Raw genomic sequence first — 24,759 nt, forward strand, 5'->3', positions numbered from 1 at the left:
CAAGGGTGTTGTAAATTGTATAATGCGTTACATGCTATCCACTAGCTCTTGATAGTAATCCAGACCTAAGTGTGTAATCAGATCTTCCCCCATCATATGGCGCAACGTGTTTTGCAACTTGATGAGCTGTTTAAAAATATCGTGCTCTGGAGGTAATCCAGGAGCAGTCTGTGGAGATTTTAAATAGAACGATAACCACTCTTGGATACCGAACATACCTGCACGCTGTGCCAGATCTATAAATAACGCTAGATCTAATGCGACAGGCGCAGCCAGAATAGAATCACGGCATAAAAAGTTAATTTTTATCTGCATTTTGTATCCCATCCAGCCAAAAATGTCAATATTATCCCAGCTTTCTTTATTATCGCCATGTGGCGGGTAATAGTTGATACGTACTTTATGATATAGATTACCGTACAACTCTGGGTTTTTCTTAGCATCCAAAATCTCTTCAAGCACACTTAGCTTGGAGACTTCTTTTGTTTTGAAATTTTCCGGATCGTCTAATACAAGTCCATCTCTATTTCCTAAAATATTGGTTGAGAACCAGCCTTCAACTCCTAATGCGCGAGCCTGTAAACCGGGAGCAACAATTGTTTTCATCAAAGTCTGACCTGTTTTAAAATCTTTTCCCGCTATTGCTACTTGCATCAACTGTGCTAACTCCACAATGGCAGGAACGTCACAACTTAAATTTGGTGCGCCATTAACATAAGGTGCGCCCTGCTTTAAAGCTGCATATGCATAAATCATACTAGGTGGAATACGTAGATCATTTTGATCCAAAGCATCTTCAAAATTTTTCAGACTATCAAAAATAGCATTTCCTTCAATATATTTTTCAGTTGAGCCACACCAAAGTACTACGATACGGTCACAGTTATTTTCTTTTTTAAAGTTCTGGATATCTGCTTGTACAGCATCGGCCAAAGCTCTTCGTGTAAGTCCCTCTTTAATATGCTGTCCATCGAGATTCTTAACAAAATTACGATCAAAAACAGCCTTCATAGGTTTAATTTGCTCCAACTCCGCCCGTACTTGCTCCAATTGATAAGGTTCTAAAACACGTGCTTTTGAAGCTGCTTCAAAGACATTATCGGCATATACATCCCATCCTCCAAACACAATATCTTCTAATTTTGCCAAGGGTACGAAGTCCTTAATCAAAGGATTTCTATCTTCTGTACGTTTTCCTAAACGAATGCGGCTCAATTGTGATACTGAACCTATGGGTTTTGAATACCCCTTATTGATACCTGCGACACCTGCGATCAATGTGGTGGCTACTGCACCCAAACCCGGAATTAATATTCCCAGCTTACCTTTTGCTTCATTCACTTGTTGTTTCATTTTGTTGTATTTAAGTGATATTTAAAATTAATGGATTAGAATTCTCGTTATTATTGATTTTCTGGTCTTAAGCTACCAGAGTACATCGTTAAACACTTATTACTTGATTTTGTTGTGTTTAAATAAAATTTAATTATCTTTTCACTGTTAAAAATGTCCTAAGCGCTAGGGCTCAGGACAATCGTTAAACAGATATAATAGACTTACCACGTACTATTCTTTTAATGTCTACCCCCTCCTAAGGCACGGTATAAATTGACTTCGGTGTAGAGCCTTTGACTCTTAATAGCTGCATTATCGAGTTCGGCCTGCAACTTACTTTGCTGCGCTGCTATCACCTCTAAATACGTTGCCATATCATTCTTAAAGAGAATATCGGCATTTCGAATCATCTCCTGATTGCGGGCAACCAGGCCGCGTGATATTTCTTCCTGCTCTTTTAAAGATGCCATACTGGCTAGAATATTGGATACTTCACCTACTGCCAGTAATACACTTTCTTTAAACTGAATTTCCGCCTGTGCACTTGCTATTTTGGCCTGATTGAAAGCTGTCTTTAGCTGTCGACCTTGTACTATTGGTTGCGTCAGTGAACCCGTTAAGGCTCCAAATAACGAACCTGGGATATTGAACCAATCACTTGCTTTAAAAGCATTTAATCCTCCTTGTGCTGTAATATTTAAACTCGGGTACATGCTTACTTTAGAAACATGCACCTGTGCGAATGACTTTTGGACTTCCAGTTCTGCAGTTCTTACATCCGGACGTAAAGCCAGCATCATAGCAGGAACACCTGTTGCGAGATGATCTTTTGCCTTTAAAGTGACTAAAGAAGTTTTTCTTTCTATATGACCCGGCATGCGACCTGCCAATGCCTGCAAAGCATTTTCCTGAATGATAATCTGCTCGTCCAATACCGGAATAGATTTTAACACAAGATCTCGGTTACCTTCTTGTTGCTGCACTGCTAAAAGTGTCGTGAGTCCCAGAGCATGCTGTACCCGCGTCATCTGTAAAATATTGTCGATTAAACTCAAATTTTTCAAGCTGATATCTTTTTGCAAATCAAGCATCAGCAGGTTATAATATCCCTGTGCGATGGTGCTAACCAAGCGTGTTTGAATTGCCTTACTGGCTTCCTGAGTCTGTAAATAACTGGACAGCGCCATCTCTTTACGTCCCTTGATCTTACCCCATATATCTGCCTCCCAAGAAATATTTACTGCAGTTGTGTAATCCTCCATGTATTTTTTTCCCATAAATTGACCAGCCATCATACCATTCATACTATTATCAGATGGTCTGGTTACCGTTCCCGTTCCTGCTGACAATCCAATCTGTGGCAAATAACCCCATTTTGCCTGTTTCATAGATTCGGTTGCGATATCAATCTGTTTAATAGCCACCTGTAGATTATTGTTGTTCACAAGCGCGGTATCGATAAGATCTAATAAAATCTGATCACTAAAGAACTCTTTATATGACAGTGATGCAATGGAACTGCTATCACTTTCAATAACTCGATTATCCTGCGTAAATGTTGCAGGTAATGCAACTGGGTTAGGAACATATTTCACAGACTTACAGGCAGCCGTTACCATTAAGGTGAGACACAGGCAAGTCATATTTATTTTATTCATATTTATGTTAATGCTTAACATTTGATTTACTTTTAATGTGAAACTTCTGTTTCTTCATACTCCCAATCGCTTTCTTCCGCAGGCTTTCCACTCATACGTTCCTGCAGGTACTGAAACACGACGAACAAGACCGGTGTTAAAAACACCCCGAATACAGTTCCTGCAAGCATACCAAATACTGCAGCATAACCGATGGAATGATTCCCGATCGCCGAAGGCCCTACTGCAAACAGCAACGGCAACAAACCTGCTATAAACGCAAGTGATGTCATCAAAATCGGCCTAAGTCTTGCCTTTGCACCTTCAACAGCGGCGGCTACGATACTCTTTCCTGCGCGTCTGCGCTGAATAGCAAACTCAATAATCAAAATAGAATTTTTGGCCAAAAGTCCGATCAACATAACCAAAGCAACCTGTACATAGATGTTGTTGGATAGACCTGCAAAACCAATTCCTACAAATACGCCCAACAGACCACAGGGAATGCTGATCAAAACTGCCCATGGCAGAATATAACTTTCATATTGAGCTGATAACAAGAAGTATATAAAAACAATACATAATCCAAAAATAGCAGCAGTCTGGCCACTGGATGATTTTTCTTCACGGCTCATTCCTTTCCAATCATGCGCAAAACCATTGGGTAAAAAAGTAGCACTAACTTCATCTATAGCTTGCATCGCCTGACCAGTACTATACCCAGGTTTTGGCATCGCGGTAATGTTAATGGCATTAAATAAATTAAAATGCTCTACTGTTTCTGGACCAGATACAGGTTTTAATTGTACTAAACTGTTAATCGGTACCATCTGGCCCAATTGATTTTTAAGCATAATTCCATCTAAAGAGGAAGGATCTGACCTAAACTCAGGAGATGCCTGGATGACAACACGGTAATACTTTCCAAAACGATTGAAATCGGATGCTTGCATACTTCCGTAATATCCTTGCATCAAGGTCATTAAATCGGAGACATTCACGTGAAGCTGTTTGGCCTTCATTTCGTCAACAACCATTTCATACTGTGGATAGGATGCATTAAATGTGGTAAAGGCAAATGCGATCTCAGGTCGTTGCATCAATGCGCCCATATATCCATTGGCCGTTTCACTGAATTTACTTAAACTGCCAGCGGTCTTATCTTGTAAAACAACTTCTAATCCTGAAGTATTACCAAAACCCGATACAGTCGGCATACCCAATACAAAGAAGTTTGCACTTTGATTTCCTTGTAACTGTCCTTGAAGAGCAACTAAAATTTGATTGATATCTTTAACTTCTCCCCTTTCTTTGAGTGGTTTCAAGCGTATCATCAGTACCCCTGCAGAAGATGAAGTACTAAAACTCATCATATTTAAACCCGAAATACTGATCACCGATTCTACAGAAGGATGTTTCTGAATTTCTAATTCTGCATCGGTTATGGCTTTAGTTGTCCGATCTAAAGATGCACCTGGTGGCGTATTGACCATGGCCATTAAAAAACTCTGATCCTCATCGGGTATAAAACCTGTCGGTGTGGTACGGAACATCCATACAAACAATACCAATAGCACTGCCAGTCCTGAGAATGCCACAGTTTTACGTTTTATTAAGAAAAGGACAGATTTACCGTAACGAAATGTCAGTTTATTAAAAGCTGCATTAAATCCTGCGAAAAAACGTTCTTTAAAATTTGTTTTCTTCTCCTCATGATGCCCATCGTGTGATTTTAATAATAACGCACATAATGCAGGACTTAAGGTTAGTGCATTAACTGCTGAGATCAGAATTGCCATTGCCAAGGTCAAAGCAAATTGTTGATAAAACACACCTGTAGGGCCTTCCATAAAAGCAACGGGTATAAATACTGCCGACATCACAAGCGTAATGGATATAATAGCGCCTGTGATCTCACTCATTGCAGACATTGTCGCCGCTTTTGCATTTAACTTTTTCTTCTCCATTTTAGCATGTACTGCTTCTACGACAACGATGGCATCATCGACAACGATCCCAATTGCAAGTACGAGTGCAAAAAGGGTCAGTAGATTGATCGAAAATCCAAACAGTTGCATAAAGAAAAATGTACCAACAATAGAAACCGGAACTGCAATCGCTGGAATTAATGTCGATCTAAAATCCTGTAAAAAGATAAATACAACAATAAAAACGAGTACAAAAGCTTCTAGCAAGGTGGTGATAACTTGAGCAACAGACTGATCTAAAGATTCCTTCGAAGAGTACGGCGTAGTATATTTAATACCTGCGGGAAACGATTTTGAAAGCTCCTGTAAACGTTCCTGCATCTCTATCTCGACGGCATTGGCATTTGAACCAGCTGTCTGATAAAGGGCAATCATAATCGCCGGTTTCTTATTATACGCTGTGGCAACCGTATTGGTGTAAGACCCAAACTCAACTTTAGCCACATCCTGCAGACGCAACACGGAACCATCTGCATTTGCGCGTATGATAATATTTTCGTAATCGGCTGCTTCAGCCAGCTTTCCTTTATATCGGATGACATATTCTACAGCTTCCTTGGTACTCTCTCCAAATCTTCCTGGAGCAGCTTCAATATTCTGAGTCTGGATCGCAGCAGACACTTCTTGCGGCGTGATATCATAGGAAGCCATCTGAGCTGGATTGAGCCAAACGCGCATCGAGTAATCTTTGTTACCGAATACCTGTGCATCACCGACTCCTGTGATACGCTTCAACTCTGGAACAATATTAATCTTAGCATAATTCTCTATAAAAAGTTCGTCTGATTTATTATCATCGGAGTATAGCGTTACCATGGCCACCATACTATTCTGTCTTTTTAGTGTGCTTACACCGATCTGATTAACCTCTGCAGGTAACATACTGGTTGCTTGCGATACTCGGTTCTGTACGTTTACTGCGGCCTGATCCGGATCTGTTCCTAATTTAAAAACAACAGTAATCATCAAACTACCGTCATTACTCGATGTAGAAGTAAGAAAGTCCATATTTTCTACACCATTGATGGCATTTTCTAATGGCGGTGCTACTGCCTTTGCAATTACTTCGGCAGAGGCACCTGGGTAAGTCGCCATGACGGTCACACTTGGTGGGGCGATTTCAGGAAATTTGGTAATGGGTAAACCGAGCATAGCCACGACCCCCAGAATAACCAGCAATATGGATATAACTGTAGCCAATACTGGCCTTTTAATTATTTTTTTTAACATAATGACTAAGGATAAATGGTTGTTAAGATTTATTCACGCTATCTTTTACTGTGGTTGCGGATTTCACCTTAACAGGCATACCATTCTGAAGGAAACTAAGTCCATTTGTAATTATCTGATCACCTGCTGTAACACCTGATTTGACGAAGTATTGAGATTCTTGTTTACCACTTACTTCAATTGGCGTCTGTACCGCCTTTCCTTCTTTACTGATCGTAAAGACATAAATTTTATCTTGAATGGCTGTCGTTGCTGTGATCGGAACCACAACAACCTGCTCAATATGTTGATCTAATGCTATTTTCCCTGTGTTTCCTGTTCGTAATTGTCCTTGCGGGTTTTCAAATTTTGCCCGAAGACTGATCGAACCTGTATTCTTGTCGAATTGACCTTCAATAGCATCAATTTTTCCTAAATGTGGAAAGTCCTGTCCATTAGCTGTTTTTAAAGTTACAGGAGCGGCTTGCTTCAACTTTTCAGCAACAGAGTTTCCCGGTAATGCTGCCTGAAAATTAACAAAATCGTTTTCACTCATTGAGAAATATGCAAATACGGCATGCGTATCTGATAAGAGCGTTAAGGGTTCGACTGCAGCAGGATTAATGAGACTTCCTAATCGATAAGGAATACGACCTATAGTGCCACTGACCGGAGCTTTAATTGTACAGAATTCAAGGTTAATTTTCGCTGTTTCAAAAACGGCATTTGCCTGCGCTAAAGCTGCTTGGGCACCTTCGTACGTTGCCTGTGCTTGGTCAACCTGTAGATTAGATACGAGTTTATTACTTACTAATTCTTTTTTCCTATCTAGATCTATTTTAACATTGGACAGATTCGCCTTAGCTGCTAAAATAGATGCTTGCGCATTTTTATACTGCTCTTTATAGGTACGATCATCCACTTGAAATAAAGTCTGCCCAGCCCGGACAAATGCACCTTCATCAACAAAGATCTTAGCCAGATAACCGGAAACTTGTGGACGGATTTCAACATTTACAACTCCTTCAATGCTGCTTGCATAAGTTTTTGTTAATATTCCATTTTCTTCTTGAAGTATCATCACTGGAACTTCTAAGGCTGCGGGTGCCTCCCCTCCCTGGTTTGGTTTTTGACCACAACTTGTTAGGAATCCTAGGCTTAAGCCTAGCAATGTTGATTGAACAACTAATTTCCGATTCATTTAAAATATATTATGTTCTCGCTATATTTAAAGATTCGAAAAGAAGGGTTAGTCACTAAAATATTGGACTTCAGACCCCATCTTTTCTCCTCATGTACAATTAATACAAATATATATCTGACTAAATCGGTTAAAAAGTCTAAAGGGAGCTTTAACTTGTCAAAAAGACACTAAATTAGTTCGGGATAAATTTAAGTTAATAATTCTTTACGATACAGAATCGGGGATTGACCTGTATTCTTTTTAAAGAATTTGCTAAAAGTAGGTAAATCACTAAAATTCAATTGTTGCATGATATCTGAGATTGAGTAAAAATTAGACCGTAATTTAGCTGTCACTTCAGCCATCAATGTTTGTTCAATAATCTGCAGCGGGCTTAACCCTGTAACTTCTTTTATAACCCTGCTGAGGTATTTTCGACTCACAAATAAGCAATCGGCATAATGCTGGACTGAACGGTGAACGTGAAATTGATCTACCACCAGCGTAATGAAATCCAAACATAATTTTTCTTTTCGGCCACTGAGTACTACCTGACCGATAACATGATCCATAAGTTCTGATTCTATTTCGTAGTTGAGTAGTGCAAAAGTACTTTTAATAATTTCCGCCTGATGTTTAGTTGGTGTAGGACTCAGATTAACTTCTCTTAAATGTTCTAGATAAACTACAAATCGCTTAACTACAGGTTCACGTAAGGAAAATACCTTTAAATAATTGTCAAACAAAAAATCTAAGGACGATCTGCCTTGAAAAAACATGCCTATTTTTTTAGCAAAATCTAAAGAAAACATAAAACTGATCATTTCCAGATCATCACTCCTTTCCAAAAACTCAATAATTGTAGTCGGTGAATGTAAGAATGCCATATTTTCCTGGATTTCCTGTTCAGAAAAACCAATCCGCATGCCGAGCTTTCCTTTTAGGATAATACTCATTCCAAAACTGTCAGTGCGCATAGGCTCATAAGAGCGAATGTCAGTCATATTACTTTTCTGTAAATGACAGATAGTAAATCCCTCATACTGTTGTTTGTTCATCTGCTCGGCAACAAACTCCTTTAAAGTAAAAAATGTAATTCGACGATCCATAATCTTAAACGCTAACAAAGAGCATGTCTAAGTTAAAATTTAAAATAAGTTTTGTTTTACTCTTTTTGTTTTTTGACAATTTTCTGTCAAAAGTCAAACATACATATTGGTTAGCTGTTATACTACAATGATAAGCATAAAAAAACAGCAACCTTTCATGTAAGGTTGCTGTAATTGTTTGTATTTTAAACTGAAATAATTATCCGCCGTAAACAGCTACACCTTTATCCTGTAACACATATCCTTTCCATGCCATGAGGATATAATTTCCAGAAACCCAGTTTCCTTCACCTTTTTTTTCCAATACTATACCATTATTAGAATTGGGCAAAAAAACTTCAGCTTTAGAATTGTCCGAACTAAAGTAAACATAGGCTTGTTTACCTTCCGTTCTTGCCCCATCCTTCAAAGGGTTTAAGGTTGTTTTTAAAGTGGCTAATGTAATGCACCTTTGCTCCAATTCCGAGTATGATTTTCCATCCTCAAACAGGCAACCTTGTTTTTTTTCAGCACAATCTCCTTTTACCAAGGGCATAGTTGAGGTAAAATTCAAATGATTTATATCTTTGAAAGCCGTCCCTTCAGCATTCATATCACCATATCCTTCAATCAATGTGTCTTTACTTACTTTAAATGCAACCTGCCTAACAGAAGTTACTCCTTCTGACTGGAAAGTATAATCTGCGAGCAGCACATTATCCTTCAGCTGCCCTACGAAAGTTCCAGTATTCTTATCTTTCTCGGCGAAAGCGTACGTAAGGTTTCCTTTAAGAGTTGGTCCTATATCAGTAAATTCCAACGAAATATGATTATTGCCGTCATTGTAAGCATAACATGCCGGCTCTGAGAAAGTAACTGTTTTACCTGTTATTTCTTCAAAAGCAGCATTACGGTTTTCAGTTTTTGAATCCCTATTCCTACAACTTATCATCGTCAAAATAACAAACGATAATGTGATTATTTTTTTCATATTTTCTAGCGTTAAATGGTTATCAATTTTTTTAAAATAATGATACTTCCTAAATCACAATTCATAAAAATAGTTACTATTTACTCTGAAAAGCAGTTAGAAACTTATCATTTTAAATTTAAAATAGCATTAATGGATATATACATACGATCGGTGCTACCTCACTATTATTTAATAACGGTCAAATAAACTTGTTGCTTGCCTGCTCCAAGTTTTACATTTGGGAACTGTTTGTCATAGTCAATCATAATATCTCCTTTTTCTACTTTTCCGTTACCATCCGAATCCCATTTAACAGTAACATAATATTTGACTGCTTCATGTGCAGCTACCGCAGGCTTTATATGCGATTTATGATCTTTTGGTAAAACAAAATCAATTGTGAAAGGAACGCCAGACTGTTGAATATTTTTTTCTTCCAATAATGTTGCTGGTACATCAGCTATATTCTCTGCAACAGCATATAATTGTACTTTACCTTCTGGATTTTTTATATCTAACGGTGCTGAACCAATAAATTCTACCGTTAGTGAATCACCCGTTTTAGTTTCTTCACTCCCCTTGCTACCAGACGTACAACTTGCTAAAATGGACAATGGCAAAACTGCCAAAAAAATTATGCTTTTCATATATCACTTTATTTAAGCACTGCTACTTTCAAATTAAAGATTAAAAGTAGCAGTGTATTCTTTTTTTAAAGCTCTACACCCAAATATTATACCAAATACCTGACATAAGCATAAGGAATACTCTATATTATCAATTTTTAACTGCCTTAGTGAGCTTTAAACTCTGATTTGGTTTTAATTGTATCTGATATATATACTTACCGTTAACTTCCTTCATCAATTTTGCGTCTTTAAGTACAGTTGCACTCAAAAGCTGAATAGTCTGATGCTCTAAAGATTTTAAAACAACAGATTCAACCTCCTTATTTTTCCATATCAATTCGTGAATCAAAATGTTTCCTCTAGCTTTCAATCCTTTAATTTTACCATCTTTCCAATTATCTGGCAATGCTGGCAATAACTCGATCATATTATTCTGTGATTGTACGATCATTTCACTAACAGCGGCAACATAACCTAAGTTACCATCAATCTGAAATGGTGGATGTGCGCAAAGCAGATTCGCGTATACCCCACCGCCGTTATCGTAATCTATCCCTTCACCTCCTACGAGATTAATAAAATTTTTCAAGATCTGGTAAGCATGATTACCATCTTGTAACCTACCCCAAAATGCTACTTTCCAAGCCATAGACCATCCTGTAGATTCATCTCCTCGCGCATTTAGTGTTACTTTTGCCGCATTAGCTAATTCTGGAGTTTCCCATTTAGATATTTGTCGTCCTGGATATAGGCCAAACAAATGAGAAACATGTCTATGCTTATCATTAGGATCATCACGGTCGGTTTCCCACTCTTGCAACTGCCCCCATTTTCCAATTTTTGGTTTTAATAATGCATTGCGAAGTGTTTCGATATGCTTGCCATATGCTTTATCAATTTGTAAAATTTGACAGGCCTCAACATAATTCGTAAAAAGGTCGAAAATGATCTGATGATCGTAACTCACAGCATCTTCGGTAGGTCCGTGTTCAGGTGACCAGCCCATGGGGGCCACTACAGTTCCATCATCACGACGAACAAGTCTATCATCCCAAAATTGACATATTTCCTTTAATATTGGATAAGCAAAATCTCTTAAATACGCTTTGTCACGATTAAATGCATAGTGTTCCCAAAGTGCCTGCGCGTACCATGCACTGCCTGGTGTATTCCAGGAGAAGCTTTCTCCTCCAAAAATATTATTTTCAGTACGAACCGTCCAACCGCGAACACCTGGAAATTCCTTTTGTGTATTTTCCTTCTTTACTTCGCGCATACTATTGATGTAATCCAGATATGGCCATGCAGATTCGCTTAGATTTGCAACCTCAGCAGGCCAATAGTTCATTTGCACATTGATATTGGAATGGTAATCTGATCGCCATGGAGGGGTATTACTATTATTCCATAATCCCTGTAAATTGGCGGGTAGTCCGCCCTTACGAGAAGAGCTTATAAGCAGGTAGCGCCCATACTGATAGATAAGGGATTCTAGCGCCGGTGATGGCTTTTGCTTATAGTGCTGCAGCAGTTTTTTTGTCGTTAGCTCCTGCGATAAATCTTCAGTCCCCAATTGTAACTGTACTCGAGCAAAAAGTGATTGATAATCTTTTAAGTGTCTGGTAAGTAATTGATCAAAATGATATTTAGCAGCCTCTTGAATATATCTCTTGTTCGCTTCTAATGGCTTTTCATTCGCTTTCCAATTCGTAGACCGAGTATTGGCATAATCTGTCGCCGCACTCAAAAGTATAACGATTTTATCTGCCGATTGAACCTGGATAAATATTTCGCCATCCTCTCCTTTTGTCTCCAAAACCTCTCCCCCTTCCGTTTTCACGTGGAGGCGTGCAGCATATTCCATACCATTGGACAGTACACCACTGAACACCAAATCGCCGGCTATCGATTTTGTTAGTTTGCCGTGACTATCTTTAAGTCTGATGGTTGCATTTAGTGATTTTTTATTTTCATTTGTGTATTCCATTACCATCACCTGGTCCGGATTACTAGCGAAGTATCTGCGGCTTCTTTTTTGATTATCTTGATTGTATGTGATATGGTGCAAGGCCTGATCTAAATCTAATTTTCGGCTATAGTTTGAGAAAGGTTTTGCTCCAACCTGTCCAAATTCAACAAACACCTCCCCAAAAGCCTGATATTCTCCGGTTTCCTGTTCGTTACCGGTCCATAGACTGTTCTCATTAAATTGAATATGTTCTTGATTCACTCCTCCGAATATCATGGCACCAATACGACCATTTCCGATCGGATAAGCTTCAGTCATCCAATCCTTAGCAGGTTGATCATCCCATAGAAAATACTGCTGGCCATAAACAGTCGTTTTTACAAAAAATATCAATACTACAATGAATATATATGCTCTTTGTGATTTTAACATAAAAAATAGATTTATTGGGCTAGGCCCAAGGGTGAAAAAACAATGTAAATCGCTATCATCACTAAAATTAGGATGGTACCGACCAAATGCCTTCCTTTCCAATAGGAAGTACGATCCAATCCTGAAAATTCAAATTGAAAAGTGGATTTATAATGAGGTTGTGTTACCTTACTGCCTATCCAGATAATAATCGCTATAATGACAAATAATAAGGCAAATAAATGCAGATAATGCAGGTCTAGTTTCCAAATAAACACAAGGGTAAAATAGCTGATCATGTATAAAAACAGTCCCAGTTGAGCCATCGCTGGGGTTACCCTTTGGGATAAAATACCCATCATCATGATCGTAAAAATAGGCATATTAAAAAGTCCTGAAACCGTCTGCAAATACGTATAGAAACCATCATGTGCAAAAAGGATAAAAGGTGCAATAAACATGGCTGACAAAGAAATGATGAGTTCAAAATATTTGCCTTTTTTTACGAGCTGGCTTTCCGACACGATGATATTACGTTGCTTCAGATAAGGTTTATAGATATTAAATATAAATAAACTACCGCAACTTTGTAATCCCGCAGTGTATGTAGTCATAGCGGCACCAAAAACAAGTGCGAGTGAAAAACCAACAAGAATATCAGGGAAAATATGAACAATCAGATTAGGAAATACAGATGCCGAGGGCTCAACTTTTGGCAAGAGATGTATGGCCAGAAGTCCTGGAAGATTAATAAGCAAGGGCATCAATAATTTGCCCCCTGCGGCCAGTGTCATTCCTTTCTGTGCTTCCTTTAAATTTTTTGCACTTAAGGTTTGTTGGGCGATGTATGGCTCCATACCCCAGTAGTAGAAATTGATCAATAACATGCCGGTAAAGAGCGTCGAAAAAGGTACCGCATCGTGTTTATCTCCCACGGCATTCAAGTGCTCTGTTTTATTCAGAAATACTTGCTGAACTCCTTCCCATATGTTTCCACTGCCCAGATACCAAAATGCATATACTGGAATTATCAGAGCAAGTAAAAATAGTCCCAAACCTAAACTGACATCAGATAAAGAAATTAATTTCAATCCACCTAATATGCTATACAGGCTACCAATAATTCCTAAAGCCCAGACAAGTACCCAGATACTCTGCCAATAACTAATCTGAAAATAGGCAGGTACATCAAACATGATTGCCAAACTTAACGCCCCTCCATACAAAACTGGAGGTAATAAATTAACGATGTAGCCAACAAGGATAAGTACGGAAACGATTAACTTGGTCTTCGCATTAAATCTCAGCGATAGAAAATCGGGTATGGTTCGAAAACCATGTTTGAAATAAATCGGTAACAGAAACTCCGAAACGACTAACATGGCGACCACCGAACTCACTCCCCATCCTATAACAGATAAGTTGTTAATGTAAACAGATTCGTTTTCACCAATAAATTGATTTGCACTTAGGTTGGTCAACAGAAGTGCAGATCCAACCATCCAGAAGCTATTACTTTTACCGGCTAGAAAAAAACCGCTTAATGTAGTCGTATAATACGATTTATACTTTAACAGAGACCATAATGCTACTAAAACCGTAAAAAAGCAAAAACTTGCAACTATCATATCAATTTGTCTACCTTATCTGTTAAAGTGATTTTCGATCTACCAGCTCAGTCGGTACAATCATTTTTACAGGGACCCGCTGTGAAACAAATTTTGCAGCTTCTTGACCTATCGTATGAAAACTGGTGGAAAATGTTGTAATCCCCCCGCTTATGATTTCTTTGATGACATCATCATTATGAGAAAGAATCCCCAGGTCCTTTCCTAATCTCCATTTTTTTTGCAAAATATCTTTCAGCATCAGGTACAGTTCTGGATTGTGAATCGTAAAATAAAGCGTATCCTTTTCTAAATTACCGGGCTTATATTGTTTTTCAATATGCCCCTTTATTTGATACTTATCCAAAAATTTCAGAAATGCATTTTTGATTTCATTGGGTTCTGCTGTGTTTTCTCTAAAATAAAAGATAATTTCTCTATACTTTTTTATTTTAGGATACAGCTGTTCAAAAACTTTATAAGTAGAGTTCTCAAATTCTTGAGCTATGTACGAATACTCGTCGCCTAAATCCAATAAACGATCAATAATTAAAAGCTTTGAAGGAGATATGGATCTTAATAGCTGGACCGAAGCTTTATTTTCAATAGGAGCTACAATGTAAACCGTATATTTTCCCTGGATACGATTAAAAATATCTTCAAAAGTCTCCATATTATTATGGTGGAAAAATAAATCGACGGATACTTCTTCTGGAAGATTTGAACGCAATTCCGATACTAACGTATCTTGAAATGTATCATAAGCATACAACACGACAGCCACTTTTTGTTTCATCTGGGTGTTATTACTTACGACAAAATATCCTTTTCTATTTTTAGACTCAACAACTCCATGCGCTATAAGATCCCGGTATGCCTTTGAAAAAGTTTCTCTGGCATATCCGAGGTAATGTATCATATTATTGACTGATGGAAGACTGGAATGCACTTCTAGCTCATTTGCATCGATAGCATCCAGCACACCTTGAACAATACACTCATGTTTAGAAAGTGTATTTAATGATTCTAACCGTTTTATCCGCGCGATTAAAGTTGCACTATTTTCTTCTGTGGATATTTTCATATATAAATACTAAATAGGAGTTAAAGGGTGATTCTAAAAAGTTTACCGCCTCCTTCATTAAATGCAATTGGCAAATCAGATTTTATGTTCTGCTTTGTTTTGGTAAATAATTCTTCTGCCACATACTGTTGCGCAGGATTCAAACCTAAGAGTGTGAAATCCACAGCAACATGTTGCTTTTCATTGCTAAAATTAAAAATAGCAACATAAAGATACTTACCCGATTTCTTAAAATAGCATTGGTTTGCAGATTTTCCCTCCACAAATCCAGCTGGTCTAAAACTTTTACCATCTGCTATGACCTTTAATATTTCTGAATCTTGGAGATAAACATTCATGTTTTTTTGCCAATTTTCTTTCTTCGACAAATCATCGCCAAGGATAATCGTACCTGCAACAATACCGGAAAGAAATCTTGCCTTGTTTACATTTTCCGGTTCGTCATGAAAGACCAGGTGATCAGCATCAATAAAATCATACAGATACGTTTGCCACCAACCGTAGCTCACACTGTTCAGTGTATACTCAGTCTGGTCGAGCGTTTTCCATGCATCGCATGCTATGCGTCTCATATGAGCAAATTGATTGGTTGCTAATGATGGAGAGATCGCCGCATAAATAAGCATTTTGCCTTTCAAGACATCTACCAGATGTTTCATTCCAACAGCATAGGCTTGCATTCCAGTAGACGTATTTTTATCATAAAACCCTGTCGACTCAATAGCAGCATGTGACAAGAAGTCTATTTTAATCATCTTGAACCCGCACGCAACCAGTTTACCCAATATGACATCCATACGTGCCAATGTACCCGGATGCGTAGGATCCAAAGCACGTCCACCATCCAAGTTGTGATAGCCACTTTTCGTTTTGGTCCACATATCACCAAATTTATAAGAACTTCCCTCCGCTGTTCGGTTAGGTCCACTGCCATGTCCCCAATCGGTGAAAGGAGCCCAGTATACACCTGGTTTAAGACCCAAAGAGTCACAATAATGTACAAATTTTTCAAGTTGACTATAATCTCCCGACATACCTCCTGGTGTCATATTGTCCCAAAAAGAATCTAAATCAATAAAAGCATCACCGTCTGCATTGCGAAAATGAGGAATATCTTTTTCAAAATATTGTGCAGTAGCGGTAGCATTCTGAAAATTAATTTTTTCCTGAATCACGCCCCAACTGTTCCAACCAACAGGCGTAGCAGCTGTCCACTGCTGTACATAAGGTGTTTGTAGTTGGCGATGGATCTTTGCATAGTCCTCCATTCCAACACGCCAATCTTTCACATAAGAAATCAAATACTTCGGCGAAATAATACGATTGCCTTTTATAAACCCGTGTCCCATAGAATCTCGCGTAATATTAACATCCGTAAATCCTGTTTTTATTGCAAGAAAATCATAATTATTTTGATTTCCTCCAATGGATATACCCGATTTCCAGACAGACTGGTCTAAGGAACCGATAACCAATCCATGATTACTATTCTTATCATAAACAACACCCACTTCAGCGCTTACTTTATTTGTTTTTGAAAGGGATTCATTTTCATAAGAAATAAAAGTATCATTATCAAAAGGTACTGCAACTTGATATAATGCTTTACCAAGTCCACTTATATTCGCCTGCATATATAAAGGAGACATATCATTACTTGCTATGTTTTTTCCGTTAATTTCCAATTGAACTAAAATAATCGGTTTCTGGTCGTATAGAAAAAAATGTTGCTTCATCTCTATACCGGCTTTAGTTTTTGAAGATACTGTATACTGTTTCCCTTTTCCTAAAGCATCAGCAACAACTTGTTCACTTATTTTTGAAACTCCGTTCAGATTTTCAGAACTGACACGCGTGCCATCTGAAAGAATTGCATAAGAAACAGCATCTTTTATAATCAAATTATTATTTTGGGACACACTGTATTTCCCTGTTCCCCGGTCGTATTTAAATACCAGTTCATTTTTTTTTACTTCAAATATTTGAGCCTGTACTTGAAGAGAAGTGGCGAGTATTAAAAATATTCCTAAAATTTTTTTCATAATTTATATCATCTATTATTGTAATGTGATTTGAAAAGCATCAATTTTCATATAATGATCAGGTTGAAAATTAAGCAGCATTCCCATATTGACTGTTACTTTCTCTTTAATATCAAAATAAATCCCATCAGATTTCACTTCTGTATACAATAGTGCATCATTAATCTGTTCCCAATCGGGGATAGTTTTATTCGATTTACTGATTACCAGATATGCAGGAGGTTGATCATAATTTGTTGCTGACAAAGTACAGAAAAATCTGTATTTTCCAGGAAGAAGTGTAACCTGTTGTTCAATTTTACCATTTACAATAGCAGGAGCTCCCCATCCAGCTTCCACATTGACCACTCCCCCATCATCAGAAGCAAAACCACCAAAACCATTGTGATTTTTCATACTTGAATTTGTTATCCAATCATTCAGCGTACCCCATCGGTTTCCATCATAAGCAACAGATGTAAAAGGTTTCTTAAAGTTTTTTAAATACCAGGCCGTAATATCTCCCTTGGGTATTAACTTCGTCGGCTGTACCACGAAAGTATCGATCGCATTACTATCCGGTCTAAAAATAGTCTGATAAGACAGTTCACTATAAAGTGCGTAATGAGAAAGAAGTATTTGTGCATTCTGGGATTTTGTTTTCACTAAAGTATCGATCATCTTTCCATCATCTTTTTTGTACTTGATACGCATAGCGTCAGCTCCCATAGTAGCGGCAACATCCTGTGTTACCAATTGCAACTGCTGACCTGCAACAAAATTTTGTTGCACTACAGAACGCTGAAATAATCCTTCGCGATATCGCTCGCCATAGATTGATCCCACCAGATTTGTTGGTATCGATAATCTTCCTTGAGGATCTAATGTTCTGACTTCAAAATTCATCGGTCCTTCAGGCAGGTTTTCGATCAAGCAACGAACGGTATCATTTGCGTTCTTCAGCTGAACCGGAAATCGCATGGAGTCTTGTTTACTGTTCCAATAGACACGGATTTCGGAGATTCCTGTACTTACCCGAAAAACACCCTCAATCTGTACCCTATATTTACCTGATCGGACTTTAATGGAATCTAATTTCGCAGGATAAATTTGCTCTTGGCCATTTGTGTACTTGGTAAAATCATCCATTTTAGAACAGGATGCCAACATCCAAGCACCAAATAAGGATAGTACGAATATATATAGTTTCATATTCTTTATTTTTTTAATTATCAATAAACACCCCAGACCTGTACTTGAGCGATCTGCATAAAATAACTGCCTCTCCAATTGCGAAGATTTCTAATCCTTAAATATTTATATTTAGGTGCGTCTTCTGGAAGGTCAAATGACCAGCCCGCTATACCATAGACTTCGTCTGCATTGGTATTTGTGCCTGATGGTGTTCCAGAAGGTTTTCGAACTGTGCAAGTTGCCAATTTGGTCCAGGACTCCCAAGAACCATCTAAATTTGGATTATTACTTGCCCAAACTTCAAAATCACGGAGATTCCCCTTATCATAGAATCCGTTCTCTCTCCTCGGGAACACGACAATCCGACTCATCTTTGCTTCTTTTCCGACCGAGAAAGTTAAAGACTGCGGAGTACCGGCACTTTCTACTGTATAAAGAGAAGGCCATCTTGAAGGATTCATATTACCATCCCACATACTTTCAACTGTACCATATAAAACTTGAGCATCACCCGGCAAACGCAATGAACTGAACTGCTGACGATCAAAAAGATTTTCTTCCAGCGGTTTCAATGTTTTATAGAGCGTATCTGATGTATTGAGCCATCGGTCACGAATGTAAAATGCGAATTTCATTTCCTTCGATTTTAATCCGCGTATGTTGTAAAGTATTACTGAATCTTGACTATAATAATTATCCAAAGGAAGGAACTCCCCATTATTTAGAGAATCCACCATAGGAACAATAACAATATTTCCTTTTTCCTTATTGATAGATGTGATGCGAACACCACCAAAAGTTTCGACAACCTTTAACTGACCGTATACGAGATCAAAAATTGGCGTTTTTGGTTCAACGGTAACGTCAACGGGGTCAGATGCAATTTCAGCTTTACTGACAGCATATAGTTTAACAACATGCTTCTGTGTATCGGGAAATCCATCAATAAGAATTTCATTTTTGTACTGCGATGATTTAACGACGCGGTTTTCGCCATTAGCCATTTGATAAGTTGCCTTGACATAAAGCAAATTATCGCTTTCTGGTAAAGAATAACGAATCGTGGCATTACCAAAACCGTTGGTCACGGATACGTTTGTGATAACACCCGGTTTAGCTTGATCATCTTCCAGCAGGTTCCAACCTTTTTCCTCTTTACATCCACTTACAGCAAATAGTAAGGCTATCAAGAGCACTATATTTTTGACATATATTAAATTTTTCATAATTTCTTCAGATTTAAGATCATACTACCATCCTGGATTTTGTACTAAATTGGGATTAACAAGCAGGTTATTTTCGCGGATTGGCCAGAAATAATCACGCGGTGCCACAAAACGCTGCTGAAAGAAAGTAAGTTCTTTATAGAACAATTCGGGATGGTCCTTATCTTGGTTTCGATCCCAGCCGGTTATATTCTTATTCAGTTCCTGCGCAGCGAGCTTCCATCTTTTTAAATCCCAATATCTTGAGCCTTCAAAGCTCATCTCTATATTTCGTTCGCGTTGGATGATCAGTCGCAAACCGTCTTTTGTATTTGGTTTATTACTATTAAATGAATATTGACTCCAAGATTCTTTAACACCTTTCAATCCCGCTCTAGCTCGAATTTTATCCAAATACAAAAAAACATCTTCAGCAGGACCCTGACTTTCATTCAAAGCCTCTGCATACATCAGATAAAGGTCTGCCAGTCTTAATATTGGCCAAGGGTATTCCTCTATATGGGAGCTGTTGCCATCCTTAAAAGCAAATTTCCAGTTAACAAGTTTCTTTGGGTAGTATGTCGTGATGGGGATGGAAATCCCACTTCCAAATAACCCTAAGCGTAGTTGAGTTGTCCATGTATTTTCGTCACTACGGCTCGGACTGTTTTCCATAAACCATACGCCTCCATCAAATCCAACATTTGCATAAAAGCGATTTTCACGGTCAAAGTGCAGACGTGCCGTCTGGTAATTTTCAATATTATTGAAACGTTCACTATGGTTACCTCTCCGAAGCTGATTTTTATTAGAAAAATCTAAGGTTTTATCCTCTTCTATAGGCACACCATTACTCGTATAAAATTGTTCAATTATTTTTATTGTAGGTGCTAAAGTACCATGAACACTATTATTTCCAGAATTATTAGGATCAATATGTGCCATTGAAGAATACTGCATCTGCCAAGCACGAGAAGTTGGATTAGCCCAAATGGTTTCTTTATTCCATTTTTCAGTCACAGCATTTCTGATGCTCATCTGCGTTATTGTGGTATCTGACAAAGGGAATACCGTTCCTGGAAATTTATACAAACCAATTCCTAAACTCTCACAGGCTACAATTGCTTCTTTTGCAGCCTGTGCGGCCTTTTGCCATTTCTCGATTTGAAAACTCTGATTAAAAAATAGACTGCCATCGACATTTCTAAAATTGGCAAAATCTTTATTACCGTTAAATAAAGGGCTAGCCGCATACAAAAGTACCTTGGCTTTTATTCCCATAGCAATAGGTTTGGTAATACGACCTAAATCAGTAACAGGCGATTGTACGGTATTGGGAAGCTTGACTATAGCATCATCCAATACTTTAACAATATAATCAACAACTTCATCGATCGATTGACGTTTGACTTTAGCAGCTTCTATAGACGTGTTTACATCTAAGTTGACATCCATAATCGGAAATGGGCCATAATGGCGCATCAACATAAAATGATAATAAGCTTTTAGGAACAAGACCTCTCCCTCCCAGGTCGTTCTTTCATCTTGGGTTAAGTCCCGTACCTTTTCCGGATTGCGTATGTTTTCCAAAAAAATATTACAGTCACGAATCCCATTAAACATTGCGCCATCCCAATAATTGACATAGGGGTTCGTGACATTCTGGTTACCTCTGGCAATATTCCAGTTCGTCCCATCAATACTGAGCGTCGGATAGTCTAACCAAAACTCATCTCCAGCCATATAAGCCGGGTTACGCGTCGGATCACCATCCTGAGGCAAATAAGAATAACAGGTTGCTAAATATTTAATGGCCTCACTTCGCATCGTAAAAGCATTATCAATAGTTGCAACGTTGTCGGGTACAACATCTAAATAACTACAAGCTTGAAGAAACAATACCCCTGACACAATCACTGATTTTAATATAGTTAACTTTTTCATGATACATTTCTTTTTTAAAATCCAATATTAATACCCACATTATAAACCGCTTGCACTGGGTATCCTAAGCCCTCACCACCCATTTCCGGATCCCACATTTTAAATTTGCTCCATACTGCGAGATTCATCGCATTGACATAAAAGCGAACATTTGACATCTTTAGTCTGGTCAGAAACTTATCCGATACATTATAACCCAGCTCAACAGATTTTAGGCGCAGAAAAGCACCATTGCGCATCCACCATGTTGAAAACTGATTGTTGTTATTATTAAAACCATCCGTCAACCGAGGCCAGAATGCACGAGTATCTTGATTGTCCTCGGACCAATAACTGTTCGCCACTTCTTGTAACAGTCCATTTTGATAAGGTCCATTTATAGCAAATGGTGTTATGTTACCCGGATCAATAAAAAATGAAGACCGTGCCGAACCCTGTAAAAATGCACTTATATCAAATCCTTTAAAACCAACTGAAAATCCCATACCATAGATGATTTCCGGATCTGTAGGATAACCAATTGGCACTTTATCCAAATCTGTTATTTTACCATCGCCATTTACATCTCTGTATTTGATATCACCTCCCATTGTTCTAAAAGCACCACCAAAGTTTTGCAATGGCGAATTTTCGGCTTCCATATCGTCAACAAATAGTCTTTCTGCAATTAATCCATATCCCTGCTTTATCGGAAGTCCTAAATGTGTGAGGTAACTGAGATTATCAGGATAATTAGGCTCTTCATTGACCAATAATTTATTAGTGGCATAGGTCATATTTCCCCTTAACTGTGTCCACCACGTGTTTTCAAAAGATTTATTGTAATCTAATGCTAGATCAAATCCCCTACTTTGCACTTTACCTAGGTTGGCATGGATATTTGCCTGAAAACCAGTAGTCGAAGGAATATTAGAGCGCACCATTAAAATATTAGTTCGTTTTGAATCATAATAATCAAACACGACACCTAAACCGTTTTTTAAATTCAGATCAAATCCGGCATCAAATGTTGTTGCTTTTTCCCAGGTAATATCACGATTCTCGTAACGCGATATAGAATAGCCTGGTCTAGAATAATCCCAGTTGTTTCCCCATGAAAATCCCTTACCGCTATTGTTTGGATTGACCTGAGACAGGTAAAAGAACCGGTCATTTTCATCTCCGATCTGATCATTACCAACCAAACCATATGTGGCCCTAAATTTCAATCTCGAGACAGAAGAAGTCATAAAATCAAACATTTTTTCTTCATGCAGATTCCAACCTACACCAAATGATGGAAAAAATCCAAACCGATGATCTTTAGAAAAACGCTCCGATCCGTTATAACCGAAATTAAACTCGAAAAGATATTTATTCTTAAAGGCGTATGTACCACGTCCCGATACGCCAAGGTTTCGTGCGGGCAAAGAAGCTTGCAGATCTCCTCCATTTGCTGTTTGATAATTCCGAATAATACCTATCAACATCCCGGTTAGATCATGATCTTCACCTATCGTACGGTTATAGTTAAGAGCAAACTCTCCATAGGTAGTCGTATTCAATATTTTATTACCTTGATTATAATCTAAATATTCTGTCCCTTCATTTTCATTCAGCAGACTTAATATCGAATTATCAGTTCCCGGTATCTTGACTAAATTATAGTAAAACGGTTTGAAACTTCTCATAACGGAGAAATAAGAGTAGCGTTGCGTGTAAGCCATTAATCTCGCGGACAAACCTTTTGTCAGAAAGTCAAAGTTTTGCTTTAGTTCAAGTTGTACATTAACAGTTGAACTATTGTACTCCTGAAAACCATTTACCATATTAGCATATGGGTTATTATACAAGGTCTTAGTTGTTGGAATATAATTATTACCAAATAACGGATGTGTCGAATAAGGCAAATAAGACGACGGATAGATGGCTGGAAACATCACCGGATTAGACCAAATCGCTTCGCGAAAGACACGTTGACCGCCGTTGATCAAATTACCCCATTTATCATATCCACCTAATGGACCGGTATAATCATCAAATTGAGCAGATGTACGAATAATCCCTGTCGTTGTAGGCGTAATATTAAGCGTGATATTTGAACGTAGCGAGTAATTCTTTAAATTAATATTATTATCAAAACTATTCCCTTGTTCCGTTTTTAAAATCCCTTTATCACTATTTAAAGTACCTGCAACATAGTATTGCGCTAAATTTCCACCACCAGACACGTTAAAATTAAAACGTTGATTATTGGTGTGATCTTTTATTAATTGATCTATCCAATTATTGTTCGGATATAGAAGTGGATCGTCACCATTTTCAGTATGGTCAATTTTATTTTGACTATAAGGAAGTGTACCTCTAGGATCGCGCGTTAAGACAGCCTCATTGGCCATCTTCATGTAAGTAATATTATCTGCAAATTTAAAATTACGCGTGTTGGTCGAGATTGAATTTTCAAATCGTGCATTAAACTTAGCCTTTCCTACGATACCACTTTTTGTATTGACAAGCACAACCCCATTTGCACCTCTAGCTCCATATAATGCTGAAGCTGCGGCATCTTTCAAAACTGAAAACCCGGCAATATCATCTGGTTGCAACCTTGCTAATGCTGTTGTATTAGATTCCATTCCGTCAATCAGGATCAGTGGATCCTTTTTTCCTGCTCCAAATGATCCAACACCTCTGATGAAAAAAGATGCATTGTCATTACCGGGCTCACCACTTCGCTGGTAAGCGATCAAACCGGCAACACGCCCCGCCAACATAGAAGTCAAATTGGAAGTGGGACCTTTAATTTCTTTGGGATTGATCGAAGTGATCGAAGCAACCATACTGGTTTTCTTTTGCGTGCCATAGGCAACAACAGTCACTTCATCCAAACTAGAACTCGAAGATGCGAGATAAATGGTTAACCTAGTTTGATTTTCAACTTTAACGGATTTACTTTCAAATCCGACTGAAGTAAATTGCAAAACATCGCCAATATGCGCTTCTTTAATTAAAAATTGCCCTTGCGAATCTGTGGATACTAATGCTTTTTTTCCTTTTATTGCAATGGTAACATTTGAAATTGGCAATTGACTCACACTATCCAGTACGATACCTTTTAATTCAAATGATGGTGATTGACCCCATGCAAGGTTAGAAATGAGTAAGAAAAAAAAGACAATACCTAATCTGTGCCATTTACAGAATTGATGATACAAATAATCGTTCATAATTAGTTATTATTTTATAGTTGGTTTATGAGATGAAGCAGCACAGGAGTCTATACTATTCTATCCTACTACAATA

Annotated in this window: 15 protein-coding genes; all 15 read right to left on the reverse strand. The window is 38.0% G+C overall.

Annotated features, from left to right (window positions below; all coding sequences use genetic code 11):
- Nucleotides 1-27: 27 nt before the first annotated feature.
- Complete coding sequence (locus tag M2265_RS03830) at nucleotides 28-1,353, reverse strand: inositol-3-phosphate synthase (RefSeq protein ID WP_132767664.1); 1,326 nt, start codon at nucleotides 1,351-1,353, stop codon at nucleotides 28-30.
- A gap of 221 nt (nucleotides 1,354-1,574) precedes the next feature.
- Complete coding sequence (locus tag M2265_RS03835) at nucleotides 1,575-2,993, reverse strand: efflux transporter outer membrane subunit (RefSeq protein WP_243655358.1); 1,419 nt, start codon at nucleotides 2,991-2,993, stop codon at nucleotides 1,575-1,577.
- A gap of 32 nt (nucleotides 2,994-3,025) precedes the next feature.
- Nucleotides 3,026-6,190: an efflux RND transporter permease subunit gene (locus M2265_RS03840; RefSeq protein WP_132767661.1), complete on the reverse strand. Its 3,165-nt coding sequence runs from the start codon at nucleotides 6,188-6,190 to the stop codon at nucleotides 3,026-3,028.
- 22 nt (nucleotides 6,191-6,212) lie between these two features.
- A complete protein-coding gene (locus tag M2265_RS03845; RefSeq protein WP_132767659.1) occupies nucleotides 6,213-7,370 on the reverse strand; it encodes an efflux RND transporter periplasmic adaptor subunit in 1,158 nt (385 codons plus the stop codon).
- A gap of 191 nt (nucleotides 7,371-7,561) precedes the next feature.
- Nucleotides 7,562-8,461: a helix-turn-helix domain-containing protein gene (locus M2265_RS03850; RefSeq protein ID WP_132767657.1), complete on the reverse strand. Its 900-nt coding sequence runs from the start codon at nucleotides 8,459-8,461 to the stop codon at nucleotides 7,562-7,564.
- Nucleotides 8,462-8,660: 199 nt separating this feature from the next.
- A complete protein-coding gene (locus M2265_RS03855) occupies nucleotides 8,661-9,431 on the reverse strand; it encodes a hypothetical protein (RefSeq protein ID WP_132767655.1) in 771 nt (256 codons plus the stop codon).
- Between the two features lie 167 nt (nucleotides 9,432-9,598).
- Nucleotides 9,599-10,060, reverse strand: a complete 462-nt coding sequence (locus M2265_RS03860; protein WP_132767653.1) for a hypothetical protein — start codon at nucleotides 10,058-10,060, stop codon at nucleotides 9,599-9,601.
- A gap of 130 nt (nucleotides 10,061-10,190) precedes the next feature.
- Nucleotides 10,191-12,443, reverse strand: a complete 2,253-nt coding sequence (locus M2265_RS03865; RefSeq protein WP_132767651.1) for a glycosyl hydrolase family 95 catalytic domain-containing protein — start codon at nucleotides 12,441-12,443, stop codon at nucleotides 10,191-10,193.
- An 11-nt stretch (nucleotides 12,444-12,454) separates the two neighbouring features.
- Nucleotides 12,455-14,050, reverse strand: a complete 1,596-nt coding sequence (locus M2265_RS03870; protein WP_132767649.1) for a solute:sodium symporter family transporter — start codon at nucleotides 14,048-14,050, stop codon at nucleotides 12,455-12,457.
- 22 nt (nucleotides 14,051-14,072) lie between these two features.
- The gene (locus tag M2265_RS03875) at nucleotides 14,073-15,113 is read right to left on the reverse strand and encodes a GntR family transcriptional regulator (RefSeq protein ID WP_132767647.1); all 1,041 of its coding nucleotides are present in this window, start codon (nucleotides 15,111-15,113) and stop codon (nucleotides 14,073-14,075) included.
- Nucleotides 15,114-15,133: 20 nt separating this feature from the next.
- Nucleotides 15,134-17,155 carry an alpha-galactosidase gene (locus M2265_RS03880; RefSeq protein ID WP_132767646.1) on the reverse strand — a complete coding sequence of 674 codons (2,022 nt, stop codon included), beginning with the start codon at nucleotides 17,153-17,155 and terminating at the stop codon, nucleotides 15,134-15,136.
- Between the two features lie 15 nt (nucleotides 17,156-17,170).
- Nucleotides 17,171-18,346 carry a DUF4998 domain-containing protein gene (locus M2265_RS03885; protein WP_084825391.1) on the reverse strand — a complete coding sequence of 392 codons (1,176 nt, stop codon included), beginning with the start codon at nucleotides 18,344-18,346 and terminating at the stop codon, nucleotides 17,171-17,173.
- 20 nt (nucleotides 18,347-18,366) lie between these two features.
- The gene (locus M2265_RS03890; RefSeq protein WP_132767644.1) at nucleotides 18,367-19,554 is read right to left on the reverse strand and encodes a DUF5000 domain-containing lipoprotein; all 1,188 of its coding nucleotides are present in this window, start codon (nucleotides 19,552-19,554) and stop codon (nucleotides 18,367-18,369) included.
- A 24-nt stretch (nucleotides 19,555-19,578) separates the two neighbouring features.
- A complete protein-coding gene (locus tag M2265_RS03895) occupies nucleotides 19,579-21,477 on the reverse strand; it encodes a RagB/SusD family nutrient uptake outer membrane protein (RefSeq protein WP_132767642.1) in 1,899 nt (632 codons plus the stop codon).
- A gap of 14 nt (nucleotides 21,478-21,491) precedes the next feature.
- Complete coding sequence (locus M2265_RS03900) at nucleotides 21,492-24,683, reverse strand: SusC/RagA family TonB-linked outer membrane protein (protein WP_132767640.1); 3,192 nt, start codon at nucleotides 24,681-24,683, stop codon at nucleotides 21,492-21,494.
- Nucleotides 24,684-24,759 lie beyond the last annotated feature (76 nt).

The organism is Sphingobacterium kitahiroshimense (genome assembly GCF_025961315.1).
In the GTDB taxonomy this organism is placed as follows: Bacteria; Bacteroidota; Bacteroidia; order Sphingobacteriales; family Sphingobacteriaceae; genus Sphingobacterium; species Sphingobacterium anhuiense.

Bases quoted from the DNA above. Each gene is read 5' to 3' on its own strand.
- M2265_RS03830 (WP_132767664.1), bottom strand. From the start codon at position 1,353: ATGAAACAACAAGTGAATGAAGCAAAAGGTAAGCTGGGAATATTAATT.
- M2265_RS03835 (WP_243655358.1), bottom strand. From the start codon at position 2,993: ATGAATAAAATAAATATGACTTGCCTGTGTCTCACCTTAATGGTAACG.
- M2265_RS03840 (WP_132767661.1), bottom strand. From the start codon at position 6,190: ATGTTAAAAAAAATAATTAAAAGGCCAGTATTGGCTACAGTTATATCC.
- M2265_RS03845 (WP_132767659.1), bottom strand. From the start codon at position 7,370: ATGAATCGGAAATTAGTTGTTCAATCAACATTGCTAGGCTTAAGCCTA.
- M2265_RS03850 (WP_132767657.1), bottom strand. From the start codon at position 8,461: ATGGATCGTCGAATTACATTTTTTACTTTAAAGGAGTTTGTTGCCGAG.
- M2265_RS03855 (WP_132767655.1), bottom strand. From the start codon at position 9,431: ATGAAAAAAATAATCACATTATCGTTTGTTATTTTGACGATGATAAGT.
- M2265_RS03860 (WP_132767653.1), bottom strand. From the start codon at position 10,060: ATGAAAAGCATAATTTTTTTGGCAGTTTTGCCATTGTCCATTTTAGCA.
- M2265_RS03865 (WP_132767651.1), bottom strand. From the start codon at position 12,443: ATGTTAAAATCACAAAGAGCATATATATTCATTGTAGTATTGATATTT.
- M2265_RS03870 (WP_132767649.1), bottom strand. From the start codon at position 14,050: ATGATAGTTGCAAGTTTTTGCTTTTTTACGGTTTTAGTAGCATTATGG.
- M2265_RS03875 (WP_132767647.1), bottom strand. From the start codon at position 15,113: ATGAAAATATCCACAGAAGAAAATAGTGCAACTTTAATCGCGCGGATA.
- M2265_RS03880 (WP_132767646.1), bottom strand. From the start codon at position 17,155: ATGAAAAAAATTTTAGGAATATTTTTAATACTCGCCACTTCTCTTCAA.
- M2265_RS03885 (WP_084825391.1), bottom strand. From the start codon at position 18,346: ATGAAACTATATATATTCGTACTATCCTTATTTGGTGCTTGGATGTTG.
- M2265_RS03890 (WP_132767644.1), bottom strand. From the start codon at position 19,554: ATGAAAAATTTAATATATGTCAAAAATATAGTGCTCTTGATAGCCTTA.
- M2265_RS03895 (WP_132767642.1), bottom strand. From the start codon at position 21,477: ATGAAAAAGTTAACTATATTAAAATCAGTGATTGTGTCAGGGGTATTG.
- M2265_RS03900 (WP_132767640.1), bottom strand. From the start codon at position 24,683: ATGAACGATTATTTGTATCATCAATTCTGTAAATGGCACAGATTAGGT.